This is a genomic window from Pantoea sp. CFCC18179 (assembly GCF_059412405.1).
This window is the reverse complement of the sequence record NZ_JBNBPM010000001.1, coordinates 782,753-809,369: the sequence shown is the minus strand read 5'-3', so window position 1 is coordinate 809,369 and position 26,617 is coordinate 782,753. Positions and strand designations below refer to the sequence as shown.

Sequence of the window (26,617 nt, the reverse complement as noted above, 5' to 3'; positions counted from 1 at the left end):
CCATTAAACAGATCATTCGTGCTGCCGAAACCCATCCACTGACCTGGCGTCTGCGCGACGACAAGCAGCCGGTGTGGATTGATGAATATCGCAGCAAAAACGGCTACGTCGGTGCGCAAAAAGCATTGAAAGAGTTCAGCCAGGACGAGATCGTCGCGGCGGTCAAAGACTCCGGTCTGAAAGGACGCGGTGGTGCAGGCTTTAACACCGGCCTGAAATGGAGCCTGATGCCGAAAGACGAATCCATGAACATCCGTTACCTGCTGTGTAACGCCGATGAAATGGAGCCGGGTACTTACAAAGACCGCTTGTTGATGGAGCAATTGCCGCACCAGTTAGTGGAAGGCATGCTGATCAGTGCATTCGCATTGAAAGCCTATCGTGGTTACATCTTCCTGCGTGGGGAGTACATCGAAGCGGCAGTTAATCTGCGTCGCGCGATTGCTGAAGCCACCGAAGCCGGTTTCCTCGGCAAAAATATTCTCGGCACCGGTTTTGATTTTGAACTGATCGTTCACACCGGTGCGGGCCGCTACATCTGCGGTGAGGAAACCGCACTGATTAACTCACTGGAAGGTCGTCGCGCCAACCCACGTTCCAAGCCGCCTTTCCCGGCGAGCGCAGGCGTATGGGGCAAGCCAACCTGCGTCAACAACGTGGAAACGCTGTCGAACGTACCGGCTATCTTCCTGAACGGTGTTGATTGGTACAAAAACATCTCTACCAGCGAAGACACTGGCACCAAGATGATGGGCTTTTCCGGCCGCGTGAAAAATCCTGGTGTGTGGGAGTTGCCGTTTGGTACTACCGCACGTGAAATCCTTGAGGATTATGCCGGTGGCATGCGCGATGGCTTGAAATTCAAAGCCTGGCAGCCAGGTGGTGCAGGAACTGACTTCCTGACCGATCAGCACCTCGATCTGCCGATGGAATTTGCCAGTATTGGTAAAGCCGGTAGCCGTTTAGGTACGGCGTTAGCAATGGCGGTCGATCACGAGATCAACATGGTTTCGCTGGTGCGTAATCTGGAAGAGTTCTTTGCGCGTGAATCCTGCGGTTGGTGTACGCCATGTCGTGATGGCTTGCCGTGGAGCGTGAAGATCTTGCGTGCGCTGGAGCAGAAGAAAGGTCAGCCGGGTGATATCGAAACCTTGCAGCAACTTTGCCGTCAGCTCGGTCCAGGCAAAACCTTCTGTGCCCATGCACCGGGCGCCGTTGAGCCATTGCAGAGCGCGATTAAATATTTCCGTGAAGAGTTTGAAGCTGGCATTGCGCCGCAGGTATTTGGCAATACCCGAGCCATCGGCGGTATTCAGCCGAACCTGCTGAAAGCGCGCTGGTAATCAGCCGCCGTACACGGAACTCACCCTGAGCCGTAAGGGCTTGGGGGAAAGAATTAGATGTTTAACGCTCGTCTTAGGGCGAGCCTTACGGAAGCATGTTCACTATGGCTACAATCCATGTAGACGGTAAAGAATATGATGTGAACGGAGCGGACAACCTGCTACAGGCGTGTCTTTCTCTGGGCCTTGATATTCCTTATTTTTGCTGGCATCCGGCGCTGGGAAGCGTAGGGGCCTGCCGCCAGTGTGCGGTGAAGCAATTCCAGAATGCCGAAGATACGCGCGGTCGCCTTGTCATGTCCTGCATGACGCCAGCGTCAGACGGCACCTTTATTTCCATCGACGATGGCGAAGCGAAAGAGTTTCGTGAAAGCGTGGTGGAATGGCTGATGACCAACCACCCGCATGACTGTCCAGTATGCGAAGAGGGCGGTAACTGCCATCTGCAAGATATGACGGTAATGACCGGACACAGTTTCCGTCGCTACCGCTTCACCAAACGCACCCACCAGAACCAGGATCTCGGCCCGTTCATCTCCCACGAAATGAACCGCTGCATCGCCTGTTATCGCTGCGTGCGTTACTACAAAGATTATGCCGACGGCACAGATTTGGGCGTTTATGGCGCGCATGACAACGTTTACTTCGGTCGTACGGAAGACGGCACGCTGGAAAGCGAGTTCTCCGGTAACCTGGTTGAAATTTGCCCGACTGGCGTATTCACTGATAAAACGCACTCCGAACGTTATAATCGTAAATGGGATATGCAGTTCGCGCCGAGCATTTGCCAGCAGTGCAGCGTGGGTTGTAACACCAGCCCAGGCGAACGTTATGGCGAATTGCGTCGCATCGAAAACCGTTACAACGGCAGCGTAAACCACTACTTCCTTTGCGATCGCGGCCGTTTTGGTTACGGCTACGTCAATCGCAAAGACCGTCCTCGTCACCCAGTCCAACTGCGCGGCAATGATTGGATCAGCTTGAATGCTGAACAAGCGGTCAACGCGGCGGCTGATGTGCTGCGTAGTGCAAAAAAAGTCATCGGTATCGGTTCACCGCGCGCCAGCATTGAAAGCAACTTCGCGCTGCGTGAGTTGGTTGGCGCTGAAAACTTCTCAACCGGCATGCCAGCCGGTGAGCAAGCTCGCGTTGAACTGATGCTGCAAGTGCTGCAAGACGGCGGTATCTACACGCCATCGCTGCGCGAGATTGAAAGCTACGATGCGGTGCTGGTGTTGGGTGAAGATCTGACTCAAGTCGGCGCGCGCGTCGCGTTGTCTGTGCGCCAGGCGGTAAAAGGTAAAGCACGTGAGATGGCCGCAGCGCAAAAAGTCGCTGACTGGCAAATCGCGGCGATCCTGAATATCGGCCAGCATGCTAAACATCCGCTGTTCGTGACCAACGTTGATGAAACCCGTTTGGATGACATCGCAGCGTGGAGCTATCGCGCACCGGTTGAAGATCAGGCGCGTCTTGGCTTTGCGATTGCCAATGCGCTGGATGAAAGCGCGCCAGCGGTAAGCGGTTTCGACAGCAAACTGAACGGCAAATTGGATGTGGTTGTTCAGGCGCTGGCAGGTGCGAAAAAACCGTTGATCATCTCCGGTACGCATTCTGGTAGCACCGCCATGATTGAAGCCGCCGCTAACGTGGCGAAAGCATTGAAAGCGCGTGGCGCGGACGTCGGCATTACCTTGCTGGCGGGCGCTGCAAACAGCTTTGGTCTGGGCTTGATGGGCGGTCAAACGCTGGATAGCGTGCTGGATCAGCTGGATAAAGGCGAAGCTGATGCGCTGGTGGTGTTAGAGAACGATCTCTATCGTCACGCGCCAAAAGCCACGATTGATGCGGCGTTGCACAACACCGCACATGTGATTGTGGTTGATCATCAGCGCACCGCCACGCTGGAGAAAGCCGGTTTAGTGCTTTCAACCGCGAGTTTTGCGGAGAGTGATGGTACTTCAATTAACCATGAAGGTCGTGCACAGCGCTTCTTCCAAGTTTACGATCCATCTTATTACGATGACAGCGTTGTGATGCTGGAAAGCTGGCGCTGGCTGCATTCGCTGCACAGCGCGGTGGAAAGTCGTCAAATTGACTGGACGCTGCTGGATCACGTTATCGATGCCACGGTTGCGGCGCTGCCACAACTGAAAGGCATTAAAGATGCTGCGCCAGATGCCAGCTTCCGTATTCGTGGGCAAAAACTGTCGCGTTCACCGCATCGCAACAGTGGCCGTACTGCGATGCGTGCCAACATTAGCGTGCACGAACCGCGTCAGCCGCAAGATAACGACACCATGTTTGCCTTCTCGATGGAAGGTAACAACCAGCCAAACGCACCACGTTCGCAGATTCCATTTGCCTGGGCGCCAGGTTGGAACTCACCGCAAGCATGGAACAAATTCCAGGCGGAAGTCGGTGGCAAACTGCGTCATGGCGATCCAGGTGTACGTCTGTTTGAAGCCAGCGATCGCTCTCTGCCTTGGTTCACCGCGATTCCAGAAAGCTTCGTGGAAGGCAGCCAGTGGCGTGTTGCACCTTACTACCAATTGTTTGGTAGCGAGGAGATGACGCAGCGTTCTCCAACCTTCCAGCAGCGTATGTCACCGGCGACCTTGGTGATTAACCCGGCTGATGCGGAGAAATTGGGCGTGAACAATGGCGCGTCAGTTGAGCTGTTGTGTGCTGGTGAAACGCTGCACTTGCCGGTGCGTTTCTCGGCTTCTCTGCAAGCAGGGCAGGTCGGATTACCGCTCGGTATGCCAGGCGTTCCTCCGTTCCTCTCAGGCGCGCAAATTGACAAACTGCAGGAGGCTGCGCAATGAGTTGGCTGACACCGGACGTTATCGACATCATCCTCCAGGTGGTTAAGGCAATTGTTATCCTGCTGGTGGTAGTGGCTTGTGGTGCCTTCATGAGTTTCGCCGAGCGTCGTCTGCTCGGCTTGTGGCAGAACCGTTATGGGCCGAACCGCGTAGGTTGGGGCGGCTCGCTGCAATTAGCAGCAGACATGATCAAAATGTTCTTTAAAGAGGACTGGGTTCCGCCATTTACCGACCGCTTCATCTTTACACTGGCGCCAGTTATCGCCTTTGTATCGCTGCTGCTGGCGTTTGCCATTGTCCCGGTTTCTCCAACTTGGATGGTCACAGACCTGAACATCGGTCTGTTGTTCTTCCTGATGATGGCGGGTTTGGCAGTTTACGCGGTGCTGTTTGCCGGTTGGTCCAGTAACAACAAATACTCGCTGTTAGGTGCGATGCGTGCTTCCGCGCAGACGCTGAGCTACGAAGTGTTCCTCGGTCTGTCATTGATGGGTGTGGTAGCGCAAGCGGGTTCGTTTAACCTCAACGCCATCGTCGAAAGCCAGGCGCATCTGTGGAACATCATTCCTCAGTTCTTCGGCTTCGTAACCTTCTGCATCGCCGGTGTCGCGGTTTGTCACCGTCACCCATTTGACCAACCAGAAGCCGAGCAGGAACTGGCCGACGGTTACCACATCGAATATGCCGGTATGAAATTCGGCCTGTTCTTCGTTGGTGAATACGTGGCAATCACCACCGTTTCAGCGTTGATTGTGACGCTGTTCTTCGGTGGCTGGCACGGTCCGTTCTTGCCGCCATTCATCTGGTTCGCCCTGAAAACGGCGTTCTTTATGGTGATGTTTATCCTGATTCGTGCTGCGTTGCCGCGTCCACGCTATGACCAGGTGCTGTCGTTCGGCTGGAAAGTGTGTCTGCCGTTGACGCTGTTGAACCTGCTGGCGACCGCCGCAGTGATTCTGTCCACCGCGCAGTAAGGGACATTGAGATGACTTTAAAAGATATTGTCGTAGGCTTCGGCACGACAGTGCGCAGTATCTGGATGATAGGCATGCATGCCTTCGCCAAGCGCGAAACCCAAATGTATCCGGAAGAGCCGGTTTATCTGCCGCCGCGTTACCGTGGTCGTATTGTGCTGACGCGCGATCCAGACGGTGCAGAGCGTTGCGTTGCCTGTAACTTATGTGCAGTAGCATGCCCAGTGGGCTGTATCTCGCTGCAAAAAGCAGAGACGCAGGATGGACGTTGGTATCCGGAATTCTTCCGCATCAACTTCTCGCGCTGCATCTTCTGCGGATTGTGTGAAGAGGCTTGCCCGACTACCGCGATTCAGTTGACTCCCGATTTCGAACTGGGTGAGTTCAAGCGTCAGGATCTGGTGTACGAGAAGCAGGACCTGCTGATTTCTGGTCCGGGTAAATATCCGGAATACAACTTCTATCGTATGGCTGGTATGGCGATCGACGGAAAAGAGAAGGGCGAAGCGGAAAACGAAGCCAAGCCAATCGACGTCAAAGGGTTGTTACCTTAAGGAGCCAGGTATGGAATTTGCGTTTTATCTTTGCGGACTGGTGGCGGTGCTGACGACATTGCGCGTCATCACGCACACCAATCCGGTACATGCGCTGCTGTACCTGATTGTTTCGCTACTGTCGATTGCTGGCGTGTTCTTCTCCATGGGCGCTTATTTTGCCGGTGCGCTGGAAATCATCGTCTACGCGGGTGCCATTATGGTGCTGTTCGTGTTCGTGGTGATGATGCTGAACCTGGGCAAAACCCAGCAGGATCAAGAGCGTGAGTGGCTGAAACCGTCATTGTGGGTCGGACCGGGTATTGTCTCGTTGCTGTTGCTGGCAGTGATGATTTATGCCATCAGCACTGCAACCGATCAGGGTATCGATGGCACCGTTATCGATGCGAAAGCGGTGGGCATTAGCTTGTTTGGTCCTTACGTTCTGGCGGTTGAGCTGGCTTCAATGCTGCTGCTCGCGGGCCTGGTTGTGGCCTTCCATATTGGACGTGAAGAGCGTCACGGCGAAGTGCTGAGTAATCGCGCCGCTGATGCGCAAGCGAATAAGGAGGATCACGCATGATCCCGTTACAACACGGCTTGATTCTGGCCGCTGTGCTGTTTGTTCTCGGCCTCACCTCCGTGGTACTGCGTCGTAACATCCTGTTTATGCTGATTGGCCTCGAAATCATGATCAATGCCTCAGCGTTAGCGCTGGTGGTGGCGGGCAGTTATTGGGGACAAGCGGATGGTCAGGTGATGTACATCCTGGCAATCAGCCTTGCGGCGGCGGAAGCGAGTATTGGTCTGGCGCTGTTGCTCCAGCTCTATCGTCGTCGTCAGACGCTGAACATTGACACAGTGAGCGAGATGCGCGGATGAATCTTCTCTATTTAACCGTATTATTTCCGCTGATTGGCTTCTTGCTATTGGCGTTTTCACGCGGTCGCTGGTCGGAGAACCTGTCGGCAGCCGTTGGTATGGGTTCGGTCGGTTTAGCCGCACTCACCACCATCTTTGTTGGTGTTGACTTCTTCAGCCAGGGCCAGCAGCCGTTTACGCAAGCATTGTGGACGTGGATTCACGTTGGCACCTTCAACATCAAAGTTAATTTGGTGTTGGATGGCTTGTCGCTGACCATGCTGTCTGTGGTCACTGGCGTCGGCTTCTTCATCCACATGTTCGCTTCATGGTACATGCGTGGTGAAGAGGGTTATTCGCGCTTCTTCGCTTACACCAACCTGTTCATCGCGAGCATGGTAGTGTTGGTGCTGGCCGATAACCTGATGCTGATGTATCTCGGCTGGGAAGGCGTGGGCTTGTGCTCATATCTGCTGATTGGCTTCTACTACAGCAATCCAGAGAACGGTAAAGCCGCAATGAAAGCGTTCATCATCACCCGTGTGGGTGATGTGTTCCTCGCATTTGCATTGTTCATCCTCTACAACGAGCTGGGCACGCTGAACTTCCGTGAACTGGTCGAGCTGGCACCGGCGCACTTTGCTGCCGACAACCACATGTTGCAGTGGGCAACCCTGATGCTGTTGGGCGGTGCGGTGGGTAAATCAGCGCAACTGCCGTTGCAAACCTGGTTGGCAGATGCGATGGCGGGTCCAACGCCGGTTTCTGCACTGATCCACGCCGCAACCATGGTAACCGCGGGTGTGTATCTGATTGCGCGCACACATGGTCTGTTCCTGCTGACGCCAGAAGTGCTGCATTTGGTGGGTATCGTCGGCGCGGTAACCTTGGTGCTGGCCGGTTTTGCTGCACTGGTGCAAACCGACATCAAACGCGTGCTGGCTTACTCAACCATGAGTCAGATCGGCTACATGTTCCTCGCACTCGGCGTGCAGGCATGGGACGCGGCGATTTTCCACCTGATGACGCATGCGTTCTTTAAAGCACTGCTGTTCCTCTCTTCAGGCTCGGTCATTCTTGCCTGCCATCACGAGCAGAACATCTTCAAAATGGGTGGTCTGCGTAAAAGCATTCCGCTGGTGTACGTCTGCTTCCTCGTGGGTGGCGCGGCGCTGGCAGCACTGCCAATCATCACCGCTGGTTTCTACAGTAAAGATGAGATCTTGTTCGGTGCGCTGGCGAATGGCCATATCAATCTGATGGTTGCGGGTCTGGTGGGTGCATTCCTCACCTCGATCTACACCTTCCGCATGATCTTCATTGTGTTCCACGGTGAAGAGAAAATTCATGCGCATGCCGGTAAAGGCATCACTCACCATCTGCCACTGATTGTGCTGCTGGTGCTCTCAACCTTCATTGGTGCGTTGATTACTCCGCCGCTGGCGGGCGTGTTGCCGCAAAATGAATTTGGTGAAGAGGGCAAAGTGGCGCTGGAAATCACTTCTGGCGTGGTCGCTATCGTCGGTATTCTGATTGCCGCAGCGCTGTGGCTGGGCAAACGCCAACTGGTTACCAGCATTGCCAACAGTGCGCCGGGTCGTTTCTTCGGCACATGGTGGTTTGCAGCTTGGGGCTTCGACTGGCTGTATGACAAGGTGTTTGTAAAACCTTATCTCGGCATTGCCTGGCTGCTGAAAAGCGATCCGCTGAATTCACTGATGAACTTGCCAGCGCTGATCTCGCGCATTGGTAACAAAGGTTTGATCGTCAGCGAAAACGGCTATCTGCGCTGGTATGTGGCTTCAATGAGTGTTGGTGCGGTAGTGGTGCTGGCACTGTTGCTGGTGATTTAAAGATTGATGAGCGGGGCGGGTTCGCTCGCCCAATTAGAATGTCAAAAATTGCCTGAAGTAAGGCAATAAAAAGGGAAGTTCGCCGTGTTATTACCTTGGCTCATAATTATCCCCTTCGTCGGGGGCTTGCTCTGCTGGTTAGCAGAACGCCTCGGTGCGAAAGTGCCACGCTGGATCGCCATGATTACCATGGGTCTGACTTTGGCGTTGGGCCTGCAATTGTGGTTGCAGGGAGGCTACTCATTGACTCAGGCTGCGGGCATTCCGCAGTGGCAGTCCACCTTCTCTGTACCGTGGATTCCACGTTTCGGCATTAACTTCCATCTGGCGATTGACGGTTTGTCACTGCTGATGGTGGTGCTGACGGGTCTGCTTGGCCTGATGGCGGTGCTGTGTTCCTGGAACGAAATTGAGAAGTATCAGGGCTTCTTCCACCTCAACCTGATGTGGATCCTCGGTGGTGTGATTGGCGTGTTCCTCTCCATCGACATGTTCCTGTTCTTCTTCTTCTGGGAAATGATGCTGGTGCCGATGTACTTCCTCATCGCACTGTGGGGTCACAAAGCCTCAGACGGTAAAACCCGTATCTCAGCGGCCACCAAGTTCTTCATCTATACCCAGGCGTCTGGTCTGATCATGTTGATCGCCATCCTGGCGCTGGTGTTCGTGCACTACAACGCCACTGGCGTGTGGACTTTCAGCTACGAAGAGCTGCTGAAAACGCCAATGTCGCATAACGTTGAATACCTGCTGATGTTGGGCTTCTTCATCGCCTTCGCGGTGAAAATGCCAGTGGTGCCGTTGCACGGTTGGTTGCCCGATGCACATAGCCAGGCGCCAACCGCCGGTTCGGTTGACCTCGCAGGGATTTTGCTGAAAACCGCGGCTTACGGCTTGTTGCGCTTTAGCTTGCCGCTGTTCCCGAACGCGTCAGCTGAGTTTGCACCGATTGCAATGGGCCTTGGCCTGATCGGCATCTTCTACGGCGCATGGATGGCGTTCTCGCAGTTCGATATCAAACGCCTGATTGCTTACACCTCGATTTCGCACATGGGCTTCGTGCTGATTGCCATCTACACCGGCAGCCAACTGGCATTCCAGGGCGCGGTGATTCAGATGATTGCGCACGGTCTGTCTGCGGCGGCACTGTTCATCTTATGTGGTCAGCTGTATGAGCGTCTGCATACGCGTGATTTGCGTCAGATGGGCGGCTTGTGGTCGCGCATTAAGTGGATTCCGGGCCTGTCGCTGTTCTTCGCGGTTGCCAACCTCGGTATGCCGGGCACCGGTAACTTTGTCGGCGAATTCATGATTCTGACCGGAAGCTTCCAGGTTGTTCCTGTCACTATCGTGATTGCCACCTTCGGTCTGGTGTTTGCTTCGGTTTACTCCTTGATCATGATGCAGCGCGCCTATTACGGCGAAGCGAAATCGAAAGATCCGCTGCCAGGCATGTCACCGCGTGAGTTCCTGACTATCGGCGTATTGGTGGTGTTGTTGGTGCTGCTGGGGATTTATCCGCAGCCAATCCTCGACACATCCCATGCTGCGATGAGCAATATTCAGCAGTGGTTTACCGCTTCAATTTCAACTACAAGGCCGTAATTCGCCATGACAATAACTCCTCAACATCTGATCGCGTTACTGCCGCTGTTGATCGTCGGATTGACGGTGGTGGTGGTGATGCTGTCCATTGCGTGGCGACGCAATCACTTTGTTAATGCCACGCTGACGGTGATCGGACTTAACCTTGCGCTGTTTTCTCTGTGGTTTGTTGGCCAGGCCGGAGCAATGGATGTCACGCCGTTGCTGCGCGTTGATGCCTATTCGATGTTCTATACCGCGCTGGTGGTGCTAGCGAGCCTCGCAACCTGTACCTTTGCTTATCCGTGGTTGGCTGGCTTCCCAGACAACAAAGATGAGTTCTACTTGCTGGTGCTGATTGCGGCACTCGGCGGCATTGTGCTGGCGAGCGCGAATCATCTGGCAGCGTTGTTCATTGGTATCGAATTGCTGTCGCTGCCGCTGTTTGGCTTGATTGGTTACGCCTTCCGCCAGAAACGTTCTCTGGAAGCGTCACTGAAATACACCATCCTGTCGGCTGCAGCCTCTTCGTTCCTGTTGTTCGGTATTGCGCTGATTTATGCGGATTCCGGTAGCTTGAGCTTTGTGCAGTTGGGCAAAAGCCTGAGCGACAGCATGATCCAACAGCCGTTGTTGCTGCTGGGTCTCGGCATGATGATTATCGGCCTCGGCTTCAAGCTGTCGCTGGTGCCGTTCCATCTGTGGACGCCAGACGTGTACCAAGGTGCGCCAGCGCCAGTTTCAACCTTCCTGGCGACCGCGAGTAAAATTGCCATCTTCGGCGTAATCATGCGTTTGTTCATGTACGCGCCAGTGACCGACAGCGAAGCGGTGCGCACCGTATTGGGTGTGATTGCCTTTGCCTCGATTCTGTTCGGTAACCTGATGGCAATCTCGCAGAGCAACATCAAACGTCTGCTGGGTTACTCGTCTATCGCGCACTTGGGTTATCTGCTGGTGGCGTTGATTGCGGTGAAAACCCATCAGCTGTCGCTGGAAACCGCCGGTGTCTATCTGGCAGGTTACCTGTTCAGCAGCTTGGGTGCCTTCGGTGTGGTTAGCCTGATGTCGAGCCCGTACCGTGGTCCAGATGCGGATACGCTGTATTCGTACCGTGGCCTGTTCTGGCATCGTCCGATTCTGTCAGCGGTAATGACTGTGATGATGCTGTCGCTGGCGGGTATCCCGATGACGCTCGGCTTCATTGGTAAGTTCTACGTGATTGCTTCCGGTGTGAACGCGCATCTGTGGTGGTTGACTGGCGCGGTGGTGGCCGGAAGTGCGATTGGTCTTTACTACTATCTGCGCGTTACCGTCAGCCTGTACCTCAGCCCGCCAGAACTGCACAACCGCGATACGCCAGCCAACTGGGCGTTTACCGCCGGTGGTGTGGTGGTGCTGATTTCCGCGATTCTGGTGCTGCTGCTTGGTGTCTATCCGCAGCCGCTGATCTCGCTGGTGCAGATGGCTCAACCGCTGATGTAATTCACAAACGCTTCACCAACAAAATCAGGCCTCCGTGCCTGATTTTTTTTGCCTAAAATCGGGCAAATCACAGTTGCGTTTTGGCACTGTGGTATTCTCACGGGATCTTTTTTTCGCTCACACCGGGAATCATCATGGAAATGATTTGGCTAGATTGCCATCACAGTCAATTGACCGCACAGCAGCTTTATACTTTGCTGGCATTGCGTAATCAGGTGTTCATCGTGGAACAGAATTGCCCGTATCAAGACATTGATGGGCAGGATTTAGCGGCGGATAACCGCCACATTCTGGGCTTTCTCGATGGCAAACTGTTGGCCTATGCGCGTGTACTGACGCCAGTGCATGAGGATTCGCCGGTGTTGATTGGCCGAGTGATTGTTTCTGAAGAAGCACGCGGCTTGAAGTTAGGCTATCGCCTAATGGAACAGGCGTTAGAGAGTTGCGAACAGCATTGGCCAGATCAAGCCATCTATCTTTCCGCGCAGGCACATCTGGAAGGATTCTATGGTCGGTTGGGATTCAAAGCGGTCACCGACGTGTATCTCGAAGACGAGATTCCGCATATCGGCATGCAGAAACAATAACGGCGAGGATCGCTCCTCGCCGTTAGGCTTAGCCCGGCGTCATCTGCCGGTCATCAACGTATTTACGCTGATCTGGCGGTGGCGGGAAGTACTGATACAACCAGGTTTCACTCAGCGTCTCGTCCTTGGTACGCAAGAACAGACGCATATCGACTGGCTTAGTCGAGTCGCTGTTTGGATACCAGTCAAACAGGATGCGATAACCGTTTAGCGGCTCGACGTAGAGAATCTCAACCTGCTTAAAGGTACCGCTAGAAACGGTGATCACCGGCTCAATGCCTTTCGGTGCAGCGGCTTTCAAATCGCCCCCCACGAAATCAATGGCAAAGCGACGGCACCACGTATCCGGGAAGTGTTCGCCTGGCGCCCAACCTTCCGGGAAGCCGCCAATACCGGTGCGAGTAGCATCGACGCGTGCCAAGCCGCTGCGCACTGGCGGCAACTGGCTCCAATACAGTTTGTACTGGAAGTTGAATTCGCTGCCGGCTTTCACCGGTTCTGATGGCTGCCAGAAGCACACCACGTTATCCAGCGTTTCACCGGTGGTGGGAATCTCCATCACATTGATGGCGCCTTTGCCCCATTTACCAATCGGCTCAACCCAAAGACTTGGACGTTTGTCGTACCAACCAATCACATCCTGGTAATTCTTGAAGTCGTGATCCAACTGCAACAGGCCGAAACCACGTGGGTTCTCGTCCTGATAGGCGTTGAACTGCAAACGCTGTGGATTATTTAGCGGGCGCGCAATCCACTCGCCTTCACCGGTCCACATCGCCAGACGATCGGAATCGTGAATTTGCGGATGGTAGGTGTTGCACATGCGGCGCTCGTTGGTGCCGCAGCTGAACATGCTGGTCATTGGCGCGATGCCAAGCTGGCGAATTTCATTACGGGCAAACAGATGGTTTTCCACTTCCATCACCACGCGTTTTTCTTCGCAGTGAATGGTGAATTTGTACGCGCCGGTGATGCTCGCGCCATCCAGCAAGGCGTAAACCACAAAAGTGGTGTCGTCGGCTTTCGGCGTTTCAAACCAGAAGGCGGTGAAGTCTGGGAACTCTTCTTTGCCGTTGCTAAAGGTGTTTACCGCCACGCCACGCGCGGACAAGCCATATTGGAAGGTCTCGTCCACCGCGCGGAAGTAGCTCGCGCCGAGGAAGGAGACGATATCGCGACGCGCCAGTTCCGGCTTTTTGAACGCGCGGAAACCGGCAAAGCCAAGATCGGTTTTACCGATTAATTGCTTGGTATCAACGTTGGCGTTGTTGTAGTTAAACAGCTCAGGGCGGAAGTGAATCTCACGCGCTTCACGACTATCTGCATCAACGGAGAACATGCGAATACGGCGTTTGAAGCCCATTCCCACGTGGAAGAACTGCACATCAAGCTGGCGATCGGCGATGTTATTCCACAGCGAGTGATTGGCATCGTACTGAATTTCGTTGTAGGCCTGCGGGGTCAGATTGGCCAACGTGTCGGGCAGGGCGCCGGGTGCGCCGCCCCAGGGCTGTTTTGCCAACGCAGACGCTTTCTTTTTCAGTGAGTCGAAATCGAAGCGCACCGCGGCTCCGTCGGCGATACCATCATCGGCCCAGGCGGACTGTGCAAACAGCGTGGAGAGACCCGTCATGCCGCTTACTGCGGAGAGGGCCATGGACGCTTTCATAAATTTTCTACGATTCATGCCGGAAATCTAATCCTTAGCTGCTCGGGTGTATTTTGACTCTCGTAAGACGAGAAACGTCTGACTACAGGGGGTTACGACAGTCGTGGAAATAAAAAATTCAGTCTGCGGAAAATTTATCAGATTAATCAAATAAGCGAAGCAGATTTCGCGTTGCTGGTGTGCGGATAACATAACTTTGCATTGAGAGCCGTGAAACTCGGTGAATTCCTGGTTAACGCCCGCCAGCAAAACTGGAATTAATGACTATAGTTAAACCACAACGCGTTACGAACATGGAGGAACTACATAGTGTCATCTTCAGATCAATTTGAATCACGCCTTGATGACGACCTGGCGCTGCTGACGGAAACGCTGGAAGAAGTGCTTCGCGCTTCAGGCGATCCCGCCGATCAGAAATATATCGAACTGAAACTCAAAGCTGAGCAAGCGCTGGAAGACGTAAAATCTCGCGTGAGCCAGGCATCGGACAGCTATTACTATCGCGCCAAAAACGCCGCGTATCGCGCCGATGATTACGTGCATGAAAAACCGTGGCAGGGGATTGGCATTGGTGCCGCCGCTGGCTTGTTTGTCGGTTTACTGCTGGCTCGACGCTAAGTTGCAACGGGCGCGATATTCCGCGCCCGAATCCTCGCTCATCCCCCTTTCGCTGTTTCAATTCCCACCAATTCCTTGTTTCGCATCATCCGCGATTGTGTTTCGCCTGGGCACTTCCTACAGTAAAGCGACAGGGACTCAAGGAGAACGCAACGTGATACGTGTAGAAATGCTCTCAACGGGCGATGAAGTGTTACATGGGCAGATTGTTGATACCAACGCCGCATGGCTAGCTGATGTGCTGTTCCAGAACGGTTTACCCATGACCAGCCGCAGCACGGTCGGTGATGCGATGTCATCGCTGGTGGAGGCTTTGCAAAGTCGCAGTCAGGTTGCTGATGTGCTGATCGTCAATGGCGGCCTGGGGCCAACCAGCGACGATCTCAGTGCTCAAGCCGCCGCAAACGCCTGTGGCACTGAATTGGTGATTCAACAGGCGTGGCTGGAAAAAATGGAAGCCTGGTTTGCCAGCCGGGGACGCATCATGGCGCCGAGCAACCGCAAACAAGCTGAAATCCCGGCGAATGCCGAAATGCTGGATAATCCGGTCGGCACCGCCTGCGGCTTTGCGCTGCAACTCAATCGCTGCTGGATTTTCTTCACGCCGGGCGTGCCGTCGGAATTTAAAGTGATGGTCGAGCAGGAGATCATTCCACGCCTTAAGGCGCGTTTTGAACTGCCTGAACCGCCGCTGTGTTTGCGCTTGACCACCTTTGGTCGCGGTGAAAGCGATATCGCCGCCGAGTTGGAGCCGCTCGCGTTGCCAGAAGGCGCAGTGATGGGCTATCGCTCATCAATGCCGATTATCGAGATCAAACTCACCGGACCGGCAAGCCAACGTGTGGCGATGGAACAAGCCTGGCAGCAGGTGAAACTGTTGTTGGCAGAATGCACCATCTTCCAAGGCACCGAAGGTTTACCGGCGTTGCTGGCAGGTGAGTTACAGCAACGCGGTTTCCGTTTGGCCATCAGTGAGCAGTTCACTGCGGGTTTGCTTAACTGGCAACTAGCGTCTGCTGAAGTGCCGTTGAGCGGCGCAGAAATATTACCTGCACACGATGAAGCGTTAGAAGCCCAAGTAACGCGCACGCGCGATCTGGCAGCCCATCACGGCACTGTTTTGGCGCTATCGGTCGGGAATTTAGTCGATGGTGAAGTAGCGATTGCTTTGCACACGCCGGAAGCGAGTTGGGGTCAGCGCGTGAAGTTCGTGCATGGACGTCATAACGTCGAGACGCGGCAGAAAGTAGTGGCGATGATGGCGATGAATATGCTGCGCCGCTGGCTGCATGGCAGCGAAGTCAGTACCGGGCACGGTTGGATTGAAATACTGGAAACGGTGAAAAGCTAACAGAATGGCAGGTTGCCGCGTCAGGCAACCTGCAACTTACAGCTCGATCTCAATCTCCCCTTTGGCGCGACAGCAGCACGGCAAAATCTCGCCTTGCTGCACAAACGCCAACGGGGTTTCTGCATAAGCCACTTCGCCTTTCAGCAGACGCATGCGGCAAGAACCGCAATAACCTTCACGGCATTGAAACTCAACACAGACATTGTTGGCTTCTAAGGTGGTCAGCAGATTGGGATGATCTTCTGCGCACTCCAGCCTCGAGCCAGAGCTACGCAGAATAACAACAGAACGATTCATGATTACAGCTGGAAGCCGTCGAAATCGTCTTCACCTACTTCAGAATCAATCTGACCAACCAGATATGAACTGACTTCAACTTCCTGCGGTGCAACCTGCACGTTATCGGAAACCAGCCATGAATTGATCCATGGAATAGGGTTTGAACGCGTCTGGAATGGCAGATCAAGGCCAACCGCTTGCATGCGGATGTTAGTGATGTACTCGATGTACTGGCACAGAATGTCTTTGTTCAGGCCAATCATCGAGCCGCCGCTGAACAGATAATCCGCCCACTCTTTTTCCTGCTCGGCGGCTTTCTTAAACAGCTCGAAGCACTCATCACGGCATTCTGCGGCGATCTCTTTCATCTCTGGATCGTCTTCACCGGTGCGCAGCAGGTTCAGCATATGCTGGGTGCCGGTCAGGTGCAGCGCTTCATCGCGTGCGATCAGTTTGATGATTTTGGCGTTACCTTCCATCAGCTCGCGCTCGGCAAAAGCAAATGAACAGGCGAAGCTGACGTAGAAACGAATCGCTTCCAGCGCATTGACGCTCATCAAGCAGATGTACAACTGCTTCTTCAGCGCGCGCAGGTTAACGGTGACGGTTTTGCCGTTGACTTGATGCGTACCTTCGCCCAGCAGATGCCAGTAGCTGGTCATCTCGATCAGGTCATCGTAGTACTTAGAGATGTCTTCCGCGCGCGCCAGAATCTGCTCGTTGGTAACGATATCGTCAAACACCACCGCCGGATCGTTGACGATATTACGAATAATATGCGTGTAAGAGCGTGAATGGATGGTCTCAGAGAACGCCCAGGTTTCAATCCAGGTTTCCAGTTCCGGGATAGAAATCAGCGGCAGCAGCGCCACATTCGGGCTGCGTCCCTGAATTGAATCCAGCAGCGTCTGATACTTCAGGTTGCTGATGAAGATGTGTTTCTCGTGATCCGGCAGCGCCTGGTAATCGATACGATCGCGTGAAACGTCAACTTCTTCTGGACGCCAGAAGAAGGACAGCTGCTTTTCAATCAGCTTTTCAAAGATGTCATATTTCTGCTGATCGAAACGGGCAACGTTGACTGACTGGCCGAAGAACATCGGTTCTAACAGCTGGTTATTCTTGTTCTGCGAGAATGTGGAGTAAGCCATTTTGAGTCCAAAAGTGAAGAGGGCCGGCCAATGCCGGCCCTGACAAGATGAGATTAGATCTTACATGCGCCGCTTTCGCAGCCATCATCCTGAATGGAAGGGGCCATATCGTCCTGCGCATCTTCCGCACCATCACGGGTGTTTTGATAATACAGGGTCTTTACGCCAAATTTGTACGCGGTCAACAGGTCTTTCAGCAACTGTTTCATCGGCACTTTGCCATTGGCGAAGCGGCTTGGATCGTAGTTGGTGTTCGACGAAATCGCCTGGTCGATGAATTTCTGCATCACGCCAACCAGCTGTAAGTAACCATCGTTAGACGGCATTTCCCACAGCAGTTCGTACTGATCTTTCAAGCGTTCATACTCTGGCACCACCTGACGTAGAATGCCGTCTTTTGAGGCCTTAATGCTGATGTGTCCACGCGGAGGCTCAATGCCGTTGGTGGCGTTTGAAATCTGCGACGAGGTTTCAGACGGCATCAGCGCAGACAGCGTTGAGTTGCGCAGACCGTGCGTGGTGATTGACTCACGCAGACCTTCCCAATCCAGATGCAGCGGCTCGCTGCACACCGCATCGAGATCCTTTTTATAGGTATCGATCGGCAGGATGCCTTGCGAATAGGTGGTCTCTTTGAACCACGGGCAAGCACCTTGCTCTTTCGCCAACTCGTTCGAGGCTTTCAACAGATAGAACTGAATCGCTTCGAAGGTTTTGTGCGTCAGGTTGTTAGCGCTGCCGTCAGAATAACGTACGCCGTTTTTCGCCAGGTAGTACGCATAGTTGATCACGCCGATACCCAGGGTACGACGACCCATAGCACCACGTTGTGCTGCCGGGATTGGGTAATCCTGATAATCCAGCAACGCATCCAGCGCACGTACCGCCAGAGTGGCCAACTCTTCCAAATCATCAAGGCTGTTGATCGCACCGAGGTTGAACGCAGACAGCGTACAGAGCGCGATTTCGCCACTCTCGTCGTTAACATCGTTCAGCGGTTTGGTCGGCAGCGCGATTTCCAGGCACAGGTTGGACTGGCGCACTGGCGCAATGCTTGGATCAAACGGGCTGTGGGTGTTGCAGTGATCGACGTTCTGAATGTAGATACGGCCAGTTGAAGCACGTTCCTGCATCATCAGTGAGAACAGTTCAACGGCTTTCACGCGCTGTTTGCGGATGCTGTCGTCTTTCTCGTATTTGGTGTACAGACGTTCGAATTCGTCTTGATCGGCGAAGAACGCGTCGTACAGGCCCGGCACATCGGAAGGGCTGAACAGCGTGATGTCTTCGCCTTTCAGCAAGCGGGTATACATCAGTTTGTTGATCTGTACGCCGTAATCCATATGGCGCACGCGGTTGCCTTCTACGCCGCGGTTGTTTTTCAGCACCAGCAGGCTTTCAACTTCCAGATGCCACATCGGGTAGAACAGCGTTGCTGCACCACCACGCACGCCGCCTTGTGAACACGATTTAACCGCGGTCTGGAAGTGTTTGTAGAACGGAATGCAACCGGTGTGGAACGCTTCACCGCCACGAATCGGGCTGCCCAGCGCACGAATACGACCGGCGTTGATACCGATACCAGCGCGCTGCGAAACGTATTTCACGATAGCGCTTGAAGTCGCGTTGATAGAGTCGAGGCTGTCGCCGCACTCAATCAGTACGCAAGAACTGAACTGACGCGTTGGCGTACGCACGCCGGACATGATTGGCGTTGGCAATGAGATCTTAAAGGTGGAGATCGCATCGTAGAAACGCTTCACGTAGTCCATGCGGGTTTCGCGCGGATAGCCTGAGAACAGGCAAGCGGCGACCAGAATATAGAGGAACTGCGCGCTTTCGTAGATTTCACCGCTGACGCGGTTCTGCACCAGATATTTCCCTTCCAGCTGCTTAACTGCGGCGTAAGAGAAATTCATGTCGCGCCAATGGTCGATGAAGCCGTCCATCTGCTCGAACTCTTCAGTGCTGTAATCTTCCAGCAGATGGCGATCGTATTTGCCCATCTCAACCATCTTCACCACCTGATCGTACAGCTTCGGCGGCTCAAACTGGCCGTAAGCTTTTTTACGCAGGTGGAAGATCGCCAGGCGTGCAGCCAGGTATTGGTAATCCGGCGCATCACGGGAAATCAGGTCTGCGGCAGCCTTGATAATGGTCTCATGAATATCAGAGGTTCTGATGCCATCGTAAAACTGAATGTGTGAGCGCAGTTCAACCTGGGAAACTGAAACGTTGTTCAGTCCTTCGGCAGCCCAATCCAGTACACGATGGATTTTGTCGAGATCAATGCGCTCCTGGCGGCCATCGCGTTTAGTAACGAGCAGACTTTGGTTCATGTCGCGTTTTTACCTGTCCATGCATGAATGACGTATTTATCCCCCATCTATGCACAAGGTCTATGCACAAGCCGCTCGTTGTGAGTAAGCCTGTGGATAAACACTATATATAGGGGGTGCGGGAAGTTTGAACAACAATATGGTGAGTATTTTAGTCAGCTATCTGTTCTTAACAAGAGTTGATTTTCACTAAAAAATCGTCCTCAGGGGGTGGCTAAAATCCTGGATCCCCATGCCGCAAGGCCTGCACTTAGTGTCAACCGCTCCACACTTTTTTTTCACTTTATGATCAGACGCGTGTTTCTTGCTCAACTCACAGGTTTCAGGATTTTTCTTAGACGAAAAAAGGTCTGACAAGGCCGCCAGTAGCGAACTTATCTAAAATTGCTTATGAATTTTTTGTGACCTGTTTACGGTATAAAAAATGGCGGGAGGCGTCTAAAAGGAAATTGATCTGGATAGAGCCAAATGTTGTTGGATGGAGGTCACCATAAATGGCGACCTTACGAAAACGCACCGATTATCTGTAGGGTCGCCATTTATGGTGACCGAAGTTTTATCGTGTGCAGGTTACTCCTGACGATGGGTATGAACCATATAGTTCACATCAACACCGCGACCTAAACGGAACTGGTTAGTGAGCGGATTGTAGTGCAGGCCGATCATCCCCATTTCGCGCAGTGGCGTTTCATCGACCCAGTTCAGCAGTTCGGCAGGGCGGATGAATTTCTTCACGTCATGCGTGCCGCGCGGCACCATACGCATCACATATTCCGCGCCAAATACCGCCAGCAGCCAAGCTTTAGGATTGCGGTTGATGGTAGAAAAGAACACTTCGCCGCCCGGCTTGACCAATTGCGCGCAAGCTAATACCACTGAACGTGGATCGGGCACGTGCTCCAGCATCTCCATGCAGGTCACCACATCGTAAGTTCCCGCATGGCTGGCGGCGTGGTCTTCCACGGTTTGCTGCACGTAATCGACGCTGATGCCGCTTTCCAATGCATGCAAACGCGCCACTTCTAATGGTTCAGCACCCATATCGAGGCCGGTAACGTTGGCACCTTCACGCGCCATGCTTTCGGCGAGGATGCCGCCGCCGCAACCGACATCCAGCACTTTCTTGCCAAACAAACCGTTGCTGTGTTGCGCAATCCAGCCCAGGCGCAGGGGATTGATTCGGTGTAACGGCTTAAATTCACCTTCTAAATCCCACCAACGCGAAGCCACGGCCTCAAACTTGGCAATCTCGGCGTGGTCAACGTTCTGGCGGCTTTCCTGCGGTTGTTCAATCATTGAATCATCACTCCAGACAAAATATTCCCTCAGTATAAACGCTTAAGTCGCGTGAACGCATCTCTCAAGGCGAAGGAAAAGCGGGATTAAACCCTGGTTAACGTTCACCGTAGGGAAGCTATGTGATATACTTTCGCACCTTTAAATCCGGGATTATGTAGAGGGATAGCGGCTCCATGAGCGACCTTGCGAGAGAAATTACACCGGTCAATATCGAAGAAGAGTTAAAGAACTCTTACCTCGATTACGCCATGTCGGTCATTGTTGGCCGAGCCTTACCCGATGTACGTGATGGTCTGAAGCCGGTTCACCGCCGTGTGCTTTTTGCCATGAGCGAACTGGGCAACGACTGGAATAAAGCCTATAAAAAATCTGCCCGTGTGGTCGGTGACGTTATCGGTAAATATCACCCGCACGGCGATTCCGCAGTGTACGAAAGTATCGTACGTATGGCTCAACCGTTCTCCCTGCGCTACATGCTGGTTGACGGTCAGGGTAACTTCGGTTCGGTCGATGGCGACTCTGCGGCAGCGATGCGTTATACCGAAGTACGTATGGCGAAGATCTCTTCGGAGCTGCTGGCGGACCTCGAAAAAGAAACCGTCGATTTCGTGCCAAACTACGATGGCACCGAGCAGATCCCTGAAGTCCTGCCGACTAAAATTCCTAACCTGCTGGTAAACGGTTCGTCCGGTATTGCCGTAGGTATGGCGACCAACATTCCACCGCACAACCTAACGGAAGTGATCAACGGCTGTCTGGCATTTATCGATGACGAAGACATCACCGTTGAAGGCTTGATGGAACACATCACCGGGCCAGATTTCCCGACCGCTGCGTTCATCAACGGCCGTCGTGGTATTGAAGAAGCTTATCGTACCGGTCGCGGCAAGATTTACATCCGCGCGCGTGGCGAAGTGGAAACCGACGCTAAAACCGGTCGCGAAACTATCATCGTCAATGAAATTCCTTATCAGGTGAACAAAGCACGCCTGATCGAGAAAATCGCTGAGCTGGTGAAAGAGAAGCGCGTGGAAGGCATCAGCGCCTTGCGTGACGAATCCGACAAAGACGGTATGCGTATCGTTATCGAGATCAAACGTGACGCAGTCGGCGAAGTGGTGCTCAACAACCTCTACTCGCTGACCCAGCTGCAAGTGTCATTCGGCATCAACATGGTGGCGCTGCATCAGGGCCAGCCGAAAATCATGACGCTGAAAGGCATCATTGAAGCCTTCGTGCGCCACCGTCGTGAAGTTGTGACACGTCGTACCATTTTCGAACTGCGTAAAGCGCGCGATCGTGCGCACATCCTTGAAGGCCTGGCGATTGCGCTGGCTAACATTGATGAAATCATTGAGCTGATTCGCCGCGCACCAACGCCAGCCGAAGCCAAAACCGGCTTACTGGCGCAGTCGTGGGATCTGGGCAATGTTGCTGCGATGCTGGAGCGTGCAGGTAACGACGCTGCGCGTCCAGAGTGGCTGGAAGCCGAGTTCGGTATTCGCGATGGTCAATATTATCTGACCGAGCAGCAAGCACAGGCGATTCTGGATCTGCGTCTGCAGAAACTGACTGGCCTTGAGCATGAAAAACTGCTGGATGAATACAAAGAGCTGCTGGATCAAATTGCTGAGTTGATGCACATCCTGCAAAGCGCTGAGCGTTTGATGGAAGTGATTCGTGAAGAACTGGAAGCAATGCGCGATCAGTTCGGCGACGAACGTCGTACCGAGATCACCGCCAACAGAGCGGATATCAACATCGAAGACCTGATTAATCAGGAAGACGTAGTGGTCACGCTGTCGCATCAGGGGTATGTCAAATATCAACCTCTGACCGATTATGAAGCGCAGCGTCGTGGTGGTAAGGGCAAATCCGCGGCACGTATTAAAGAAGAAGACTTCATTGATCGTCTGCTGGTCGCTAACACCCACGACACCATTCTGTGCTTCTCCAGCCGTGGTCGTCTCTACTGGATGAAGGTTTATCAGCTGCCAGAAGCCAGCCGTGGCGCGCGTGGACGTCCAATCGTCAACTTGCTGCCACTGGAAGCTAACGAACGTATCACCGCCATTCTGCCAGTGCGTGAATACACTGAAGGCTTCAATATCTTCATGGCGACCGCTGACGGTACGGTGAAGAAAACCGCTCTGCAAGAGTTCAGTCGTCCGCGTAGTGCGGGCATTATCGCCATCAACCTGCGTGAAGATGATGAGCTGATTGGTGTGGCGCTGACCAACGGCAGTGACGAAGCGATGCTGTTCTCTGCTGCCGGTAAAGTGGTGCGCTTCTCAGAAACTGCGGTACGTGCCATGGGCCGTTCAGCTTCGGGCGTACGCGGTATCAAGCTGGCTGAGAAAGACAAAGTGGTGTCGCTGATTGTTCCTCGTGAAGAGGGCGCAATCCTCACCGTGACGCAGAACGGCTACGGCAAACGTACCGCCAACACCGAGTATCCAACCAAGTCGCGTGCGACGCAGGGTGTGATCTCGATTAAAGTCACCGATCGTAACGGTCCGGTCATCGGCGCGGTACAGGTGGTGGATGGCGATCAGATCATGATGATCACCGATGCCGGTACGCTGGTGCGTACTCGCGTGTCGGAAGTCAGCGTGGTTGGCCGTAACACCCAAGGCGTGATTCTGATCCGCACCGCGGAAGATGAAAACGTAGTGGGTCTGCAACGTGTGGCTGAACCGGTGGAAGAAGAAGAACTCGACGCCATCGACGGCAGCGTAGCCGAAGGCGAAGACGACATCGCGCCGGAAGTTGACACTGAAGACGACGCGCCTGAAGCGGATGACGAAGAGTAATTCGTAACGGCGTTTAAAAACGGCAGGTCAGTAAATTGACCTGCCGTTTTTTTATCTGAGTTTTACGCTAACGGCGCACGCCAACTGGCTTTTTTCAACCGATAAAGCTAGTGTATGGAAGCTTTTCAACATCCTGATAACCTCTTACCGCCAGTGAGCCTCTTTTGAAATATCTCGTCTCCTTTCGCACCACGCTTCGTATTTCGCGCTATCTGTTTCGTGCGCTGGCGTTGCTGCTCTGGGCGCTGGGCGCGCTGCTGACCACTTTTTACATCATCAATGTGCTGCACGAGAAAGAGAACGCGGTTCGTCAGGAGTTTGCCACTAACTATGGTCAAGCGGTTTGGTATGTGCGCCACTCTGCGGATGTGATGCGCGAGCTGAAGTACATCACCGAAAATCGCCTCAGCGCCAACGCGAACGGTCTGGATGTGCTCAACGGGATGCCGCCGGGCAAAGGCACGCTACCGCAATTTACCCCACTGTTTTCCGATGGCGATTGCACCTCAATGAGCAACACCTGGCGCAACTCGCTGGATTCGCTCAGCTACTACATCAATTACTGGAAAAGTAATTTCGCCTCCGCTTACGAGTTGAACCGCGTGTTCTTTATCGGCGGAGAAAATCAGTGCCTCGCCGATTTCACCATCGGTAATAACAACTCGGTCGATCGTGAACGCAGCCTGAAAGCGCTGCGCGAGCGCGTGCTGCATTATCGCAATGGCAATGAAGAAGAGCGGCGCCAACCGATGTACTGGATCACCAGCAGCGCGCAGCCAGGCGTCGGCAATTTCTATATGGTGGTGCCGGTGTATGTGGCGAATAAGCTGCAAGCGCTACTTGGTGTAGAACAGAACATTCGCTTTGACGAATTCATCCAGCCGGGCGGTTTGCCGCTGGTGGCGACGATTACTGATGAGAATTATCGTCCGCTGCTCAGTTCACGTCGCGGTGGTCCAGGTTATTCGCTCGACGATTTACCGGATAGCAGCACCTGGTTTGGCTATCTCGACAACTATCGCCAGCTGGTGCTGAAAAAGCCGCTGCCGCCCTCGAATCTCAATGTGGTGTGGTCGCTCTCCACCGATGTGCTGGTCGATCAGCTAAAATTAATGCTGATCAATGCGCTGTTGCTCAATATTTTCAGTGCGGTGATTTTGTTCACGCTGGCGTGGGTATTCGAACGTCGTATGTTCCTGCCGGCTGAAGAAAACGCGCACCGACTGGAGGAACACGAGCAGTTCAACCGTAAGATTGTCGCCTCCGCGCCGGTGGGTATCTGCATTCTGCGTACCAGCGATGGCACCAACATCCTGAGTAATGAACTGGCGCATAACTATCTGACGCTGTTAACCCAGGAAGATCGCCAGCGTTTGAATGAAATTATCGGCGGTCAGCAGGTCAATTTTGTTGATGTACTGACCGGCAGCAATACCAACCTGCAAATCAGCTTCGTGCATTCGCGCTATCGCAATGAAAACGTGGCGATTTGCGTGCTGGTCGATGTTTCCGCACGTGTGCGCATGGAGCAATCATTGCAGGAAATGGCGCATTCGGCAGAACAAGCCAGCCAGTCGAAATCGATGTTCCTGGCGACCGTCAGCCACGAACTGCGCACGCCGCTGTACGGGATTATCGGTAACCTCGATCTGCTGCAAACCAAAGTGCTGCCGAAAGGTGTTGATTCGTTGGTGACGGCGATGAATAACTCATCCAGCCTGTTGCTAAAGATCATCAGCGATATTCTCGACTTCTCGAAAATCGAATCGGAGCAGCTCAAAATCGAGCCACATCCATTCTCGCCGCGCGAAGTGGTCAATCACATCGCCAGTAACTATTTGTCGCTGGTGGTACGCAAGCGCCTGACTTTGTATGTGTTGATCGAAAACGATGTGCCGCTGACGCTGGATGGCGATGCCATGCGTCTGCAACAGGTGATTTCTAACCTGCTGAATAACGCCATCAAGTTCACACATACCGGCTGCATTATCCTTCATGCCTACGTGAAAGAAGGTTATCTGGCATTCCGCGTGCGCGATACCGGCGTGGGGATTCCGGCCAAGGAAGTCACGCGCTTGTTCGATCCGTTCTTCCAGGTCGGTTCGGGTGTGCAGCGTAATTTCCAGGGAACCGGTTTGGGCCTGGCGATCTGTGAAAAGCTGATCAACATGATGGACGGCGATATCGAGGTGGATTCCGAACCGGGCATGGGCAGCCAGTTTGTGGTGCGCATTCCGATTTATGCTGGGCAGCAACCAACGCCGCCGTTGCTGGATGGTTTGCAGGAAAAAGCCATCTGGCTGGATATGCGTAATGATTATCTCGCCAGTTTCCTGTTGCGTCTGCTGCAACAGCAAGGGATTCAGGTGGCACATTATCAAGGCCTCGCGGCCAGTGACGATGTGATCATCAGCGATCATGATGATGCGCCAGCGCAAAGCGTGCGTGCGCACATTCATATTTGCGGCCGACACATTGATACCGCGCAGGAAACCGCGCCAGGCCAATGGATTCAGAGCAGTGCCATGCTGCATGATTTGCCGCAGTTGCTTGGCCGCATCTACCGCATCAACATCAATAGCGACACCACCACGCAGCTGCAATTGCCGGCACCACAGGCGGCGACGTATGAAGACATCATTGTGCTGATCGTTGATGACCATCCGATAAACCGCATGTTGCTGTCTGAGCAGCTTGGCACTGTTGGCTATCAAACCAAAACGGCACAAGATGGCGTGGATGCGTTGAACGTGTTGAGCCGCAATCACATCGATATCGTGCTGAGTGACGTCAACATGCCGAATATGGATGGATATCGCCTGACGCAGCGCTTGCGCCAGTTGGGACATACTTTCCCGGTAATCGGCGTTACGGCTAATGCGTTGGCAGAAGAGAAGCAGCGTTGTATGGATGCAGGCATGGATAACTGTCTGTCGAAGCCAGTAACGTTAGATGTGCTGAAAAGTACCTTGGCGGTTTACGCGGAACGCGTGAGGAAAAGCCGGGAAGGGTGATTGCAGGATGGGTTTAGATTGAGCGAAAAAAATGGC

The 26,617-nt window shown here is 53.6% G+C and carries 19 protein-coding genes; 14 read left to right on the top strand and 5 right to left on the bottom strand.

Annotated elements, in window-relative coordinates; genetic code table 11:
• The first annotated feature begins 2 nt into the window (after window positions 1-2).
• From nuoF to ACPUC7_RS03705, 10 genes are all read left to right on the top strand, one after another.
• Window positions 3-1,343 carry an NADH-quinone oxidoreductase subunit NuoF gene (gene nuoF / locus ACPUC7_RS03750; protein WP_343553684.1) on the top strand — a complete coding sequence of 447 codons (1,341 nt, stop codon included), beginning with the start codon at window positions 3-5 and terminating at the stop codon, window positions 1,341-1,343.
• A 104-nt stretch (window positions 1,344-1,447) separates the two neighbouring features.
• Window positions 1,448-4,171, top strand: a complete 2,724-nt coding sequence (gene nuoG, locus ACPUC7_RS03745; protein WP_494921818.1) for an NADH-quinone oxidoreductase subunit NuoG — start codon at window positions 1,448-1,450, stop codon at window positions 4,169-4,171.
• Window positions 4,168-5,145: an NADH-quinone oxidoreductase subunit NuoH gene (gene nuoH / locus ACPUC7_RS03740; RefSeq protein ID WP_343554859.1), complete on the top strand. Its 978-nt coding sequence runs from the start codon at window positions 4,168-4,170 to the stop codon at window positions 5,143-5,145. Before nuoG ends, nuoH begins: the two co-directional genes overlap by 4 nt.
• A gap of 11 nt (window positions 5,146-5,156) precedes the next feature.
• Entirely contained in the window at window positions 5,157-5,699 is a 543-nt protein-coding gene (nuoI, locus tag ACPUC7_RS03735; RefSeq protein WP_343554858.1) for an NADH-quinone oxidoreductase subunit NuoI, read from the top strand.
• Window positions 5,700-5,709: 10 nt separating this feature from the next.
• Window positions 5,710-6,261 (top strand): NADH-quinone oxidoreductase subunit J, encoded by a 552-nt coding sequence (gene nuoJ / locus ACPUC7_RS03730; protein WP_494921817.1) that lies wholly within the window; start codon window positions 5,710-5,712, stop codon window positions 6,259-6,261.
• Window positions 6,258-6,560 (top strand): NADH-quinone oxidoreductase subunit NuoK, encoded by a 303-nt coding sequence (nuoK, locus tag ACPUC7_RS03725; RefSeq protein WP_343554856.1) that lies wholly within the window; start codon window positions 6,258-6,260, stop codon window positions 6,558-6,560. Before nuoJ ends, nuoK begins: the two co-directional genes overlap by 4 nt.
• Window positions 6,557-8,392 carry an NADH-quinone oxidoreductase subunit L gene (nuoL, locus tag ACPUC7_RS03720; protein WP_494921816.1) on the top strand — a complete coding sequence of 612 codons (1,836 nt, stop codon included), beginning with the start codon at window positions 6,557-6,559 and terminating at the stop codon, window positions 8,390-8,392. Before nuoK ends, nuoL begins: the two co-directional genes overlap by 4 nt.
• A gap of 84 nt (window positions 8,393-8,476) precedes the next feature.
• Window positions 8,477-9,997, top strand: a complete 1,521-nt coding sequence (gene nuoM, locus ACPUC7_RS03715; protein ID WP_494921815.1) for an NADH-quinone oxidoreductase subunit M — start codon at window positions 8,477-8,479, stop codon at window positions 9,995-9,997.
• A gap of 6 nt (window positions 9,998-10,003) precedes the next feature.
• Window positions 10,004-11,461, top strand: coding sequence for an NADH-quinone oxidoreductase subunit NuoN (nuoN, locus tag ACPUC7_RS03710; RefSeq protein WP_494921814.1), 1,458 nt, complete (start codon window positions 10,004-10,006; stop codon window positions 11,459-11,461).
• Between the two features lie 134 nt (window positions 11,462-11,595).
• Window positions 11,596-12,048, top strand: coding sequence for a GNAT family N-acetyltransferase (locus tag ACPUC7_RS03705; RefSeq protein ID WP_494921813.1), 453 nt, complete (start codon window positions 11,596-11,598; stop codon window positions 12,046-12,048).
• 28 nt (window positions 12,049-12,076) lie between these two features.
• On the opposite strand, the gene ACPUC7_RS03700 is transcribed toward ACPUC7_RS03705, so the two are convergent.
• On the bottom strand, window positions 12,077-13,735 hold the full coding sequence (locus ACPUC7_RS03700; protein WP_494921812.1) for a glucan biosynthesis protein D: 1,659 nt from the start codon (window positions 13,733-13,735) through the stop codon (window positions 12,077-12,079).
• Between the two features lie 291 nt (window positions 13,736-14,026).
• Here ACPUC7_RS03700 and elaB point away from each other — a divergent pair, with 291 nt between their 5' ends.
• Together elaB and ACPUC7_RS03690 are read left to right on the top strand one after the other, a co-directional pair.
• Complete coding sequence (gene elaB / locus ACPUC7_RS03695; RefSeq protein ID WP_494921811.1) at window positions 14,027-14,335, top strand: stress response protein ElaB; 309 nt, start codon at window positions 14,027-14,029, stop codon at window positions 14,333-14,335.
• 154 nt (window positions 14,336-14,489) lie between these two features.
• Window positions 14,490-15,686 carry a nicotinamide mononucleotide deamidase-related protein YfaY gene (locus ACPUC7_RS03690; RefSeq protein WP_494921810.1) on the top strand — a complete coding sequence of 399 codons (1,197 nt, stop codon included), beginning with the start codon at window positions 14,490-14,492 and terminating at the stop codon, window positions 15,684-15,686.
• A 36-nt stretch (window positions 15,687-15,722) separates the two neighbouring features.
• On the opposite strand, the gene yfaE is transcribed toward ACPUC7_RS03690, so the two are convergent.
• The 4 genes from yfaE to ubiG all read right to left on the bottom strand — a co-directional run bounded on the left by yfaE (window position 15,723) and on the right by ubiG (window position 20,751).
• Complete coding sequence (gene yfaE / locus ACPUC7_RS03685; RefSeq protein WP_343554618.1) at window positions 15,723-15,983, bottom strand: class I ribonucleotide reductase maintenance protein YfaE; 261 nt, start codon at window positions 15,981-15,983, stop codon at window positions 15,723-15,725.
• A 2-nt stretch (window positions 15,984-15,985) separates the two neighbouring features.
• The gene (gene nrdB, locus ACPUC7_RS03680; RefSeq protein WP_343554617.1) at window positions 15,986-17,116 is read right to left on the bottom strand and encodes a class Ia ribonucleoside-diphosphate reductase subunit beta; all 1,131 of its coding nucleotides are present in this window, start codon (window positions 17,114-17,116) and stop codon (window positions 15,986-15,988) included.
• A 53-nt stretch (window positions 17,117-17,169) separates the two neighbouring features.
• Window positions 17,170-19,455: a class 1a ribonucleoside-diphosphate reductase subunit alpha gene (nrdA, locus tag ACPUC7_RS03675; RefSeq protein ID WP_494921809.1), complete on the bottom strand. Its 2,286-nt coding sequence runs from the start codon at window positions 19,453-19,455 to the stop codon at window positions 17,170-17,172.
• A gap of 570 nt (window positions 19,456-20,025) precedes the next feature.
• On the bottom strand, window positions 20,026-20,751 hold the full coding sequence (ubiG, locus tag ACPUC7_RS03670) for a bifunctional 2-polyprenyl-6-hydroxyphenol methylase/3-demethylubiquinol 3-O-methyltransferase UbiG (RefSeq protein WP_494921808.1): 726 nt from the start codon (window positions 20,749-20,751) through the stop codon (window positions 20,026-20,028).
• A 176-nt stretch (window positions 20,752-20,927) separates the two neighbouring features.
• Between ubiG and gyrA the strand changes: the two genes are divergently transcribed.
• Together gyrA and rcsC are read left to right on the top strand one after the other, a co-directional pair.
• Window positions 20,928-23,567 (top strand): DNA topoisomerase (ATP-hydrolyzing) subunit A, encoded by a 2,640-nt coding sequence (gyrA, locus tag ACPUC7_RS03665; RefSeq protein ID WP_494921807.1) that lies wholly within the window; start codon window positions 20,928-20,930, stop codon window positions 23,565-23,567.
• 164 nt (window positions 23,568-23,731) lie between these two features.
• Window positions 23,732-26,581 (top strand): two-component system sensor histidine kinase RcsC, encoded by a 2,850-nt coding sequence (gene rcsC, locus ACPUC7_RS03660; protein ID WP_494921806.1) that lies wholly within the window; start codon window positions 23,732-23,734, stop codon window positions 26,579-26,581.
• Window positions 26,582-26,617 lie beyond the last annotated feature (36 nt).

What these genes read in the sequence shown, in the direction of transcription:
- ACPUC7_RS03705 (WP_494921813.1), top strand. Translation starts at nt 11,596, where the DNA reads ATGGAAATGATTTGGCTAGATTGCCATCACAGTCAATTGACCGCACAG.
- nuoI (WP_343554858.1), top strand. Translation starts at nt 5,157, where the DNA reads ATGACTTTAAAAGATATTGTCGTAGGCTTCGGCACGACAGTGCGCAGT.
- nuoJ (WP_494921817.1), top strand. Translation starts at nt 5,710, where the DNA reads ATGGAATTTGCGTTTTATCTTTGCGGACTGGTGGCGGTGCTGACGACA.
- yfaE (WP_343554618.1), bottom strand. Translation starts at nt 15,983, where the DNA reads ATGAATCGTTCTGTTGTTATTCTGCGTAGCTCTGGCTCGAGGCTGGAG.
- nrdA (WP_494921809.1), bottom strand. Translation starts at nt 19,455, where the DNA reads ATGAACCAAAGTCTGCTCGTTACTAAACGCGATGGCCGCCAGGAGCGC.
- nrdB (WP_343554617.1), bottom strand. Translation starts at nt 17,116, where the DNA reads ATGGCTTACTCCACATTCTCGCAGAACAAGAATAACCAGCTGTTAGAA.
- nuoL (WP_494921816.1), top strand. Translation starts at nt 6,557, where the DNA reads ATGAATCTTCTCTATTTAACCGTATTATTTCCGCTGATTGGCTTCTTG.
- nuoK (WP_343554856.1), top strand. Translation starts at nt 6,258, where the DNA reads ATGATCCCGTTACAACACGGCTTGATTCTGGCCGCTGTGCTGTTTGTT.
- ACPUC7_RS03700 (WP_494921812.1), bottom strand. Translation starts at nt 13,735, where the DNA reads ATGAATCGTAGAAAATTTATGAAAGCGTCCATGGCCCTCTCCGCAGTA.
- nuoH (WP_343554859.1), top strand. Translation starts at nt 4,168, where the DNA reads ATGAGTTGGCTGACACCGGACGTTATCGACATCATCCTCCAGGTGGTT.
- nuoG (WP_494921818.1), top strand. Translation starts at nt 1,448, where the DNA reads ATGGCTACAATCCATGTAGACGGTAAAGAATATGATGTGAACGGAGCG.
- nuoN (WP_494921814.1), top strand. Translation starts at nt 10,004, where the DNA reads ATGACAATAACTCCTCAACATCTGATCGCGTTACTGCCGCTGTTGATC.
- ubiG (WP_494921808.1), bottom strand. Translation starts at nt 20,751, where the DNA reads ATGATTGAACAACCGCAGGAAAGCCGCCAGAACGTTGACCACGCCGAG.
- gyrA (WP_494921807.1), top strand. Translation starts at nt 20,928, where the DNA reads ATGAGCGACCTTGCGAGAGAAATTACACCGGTCAATATCGAAGAAGAG.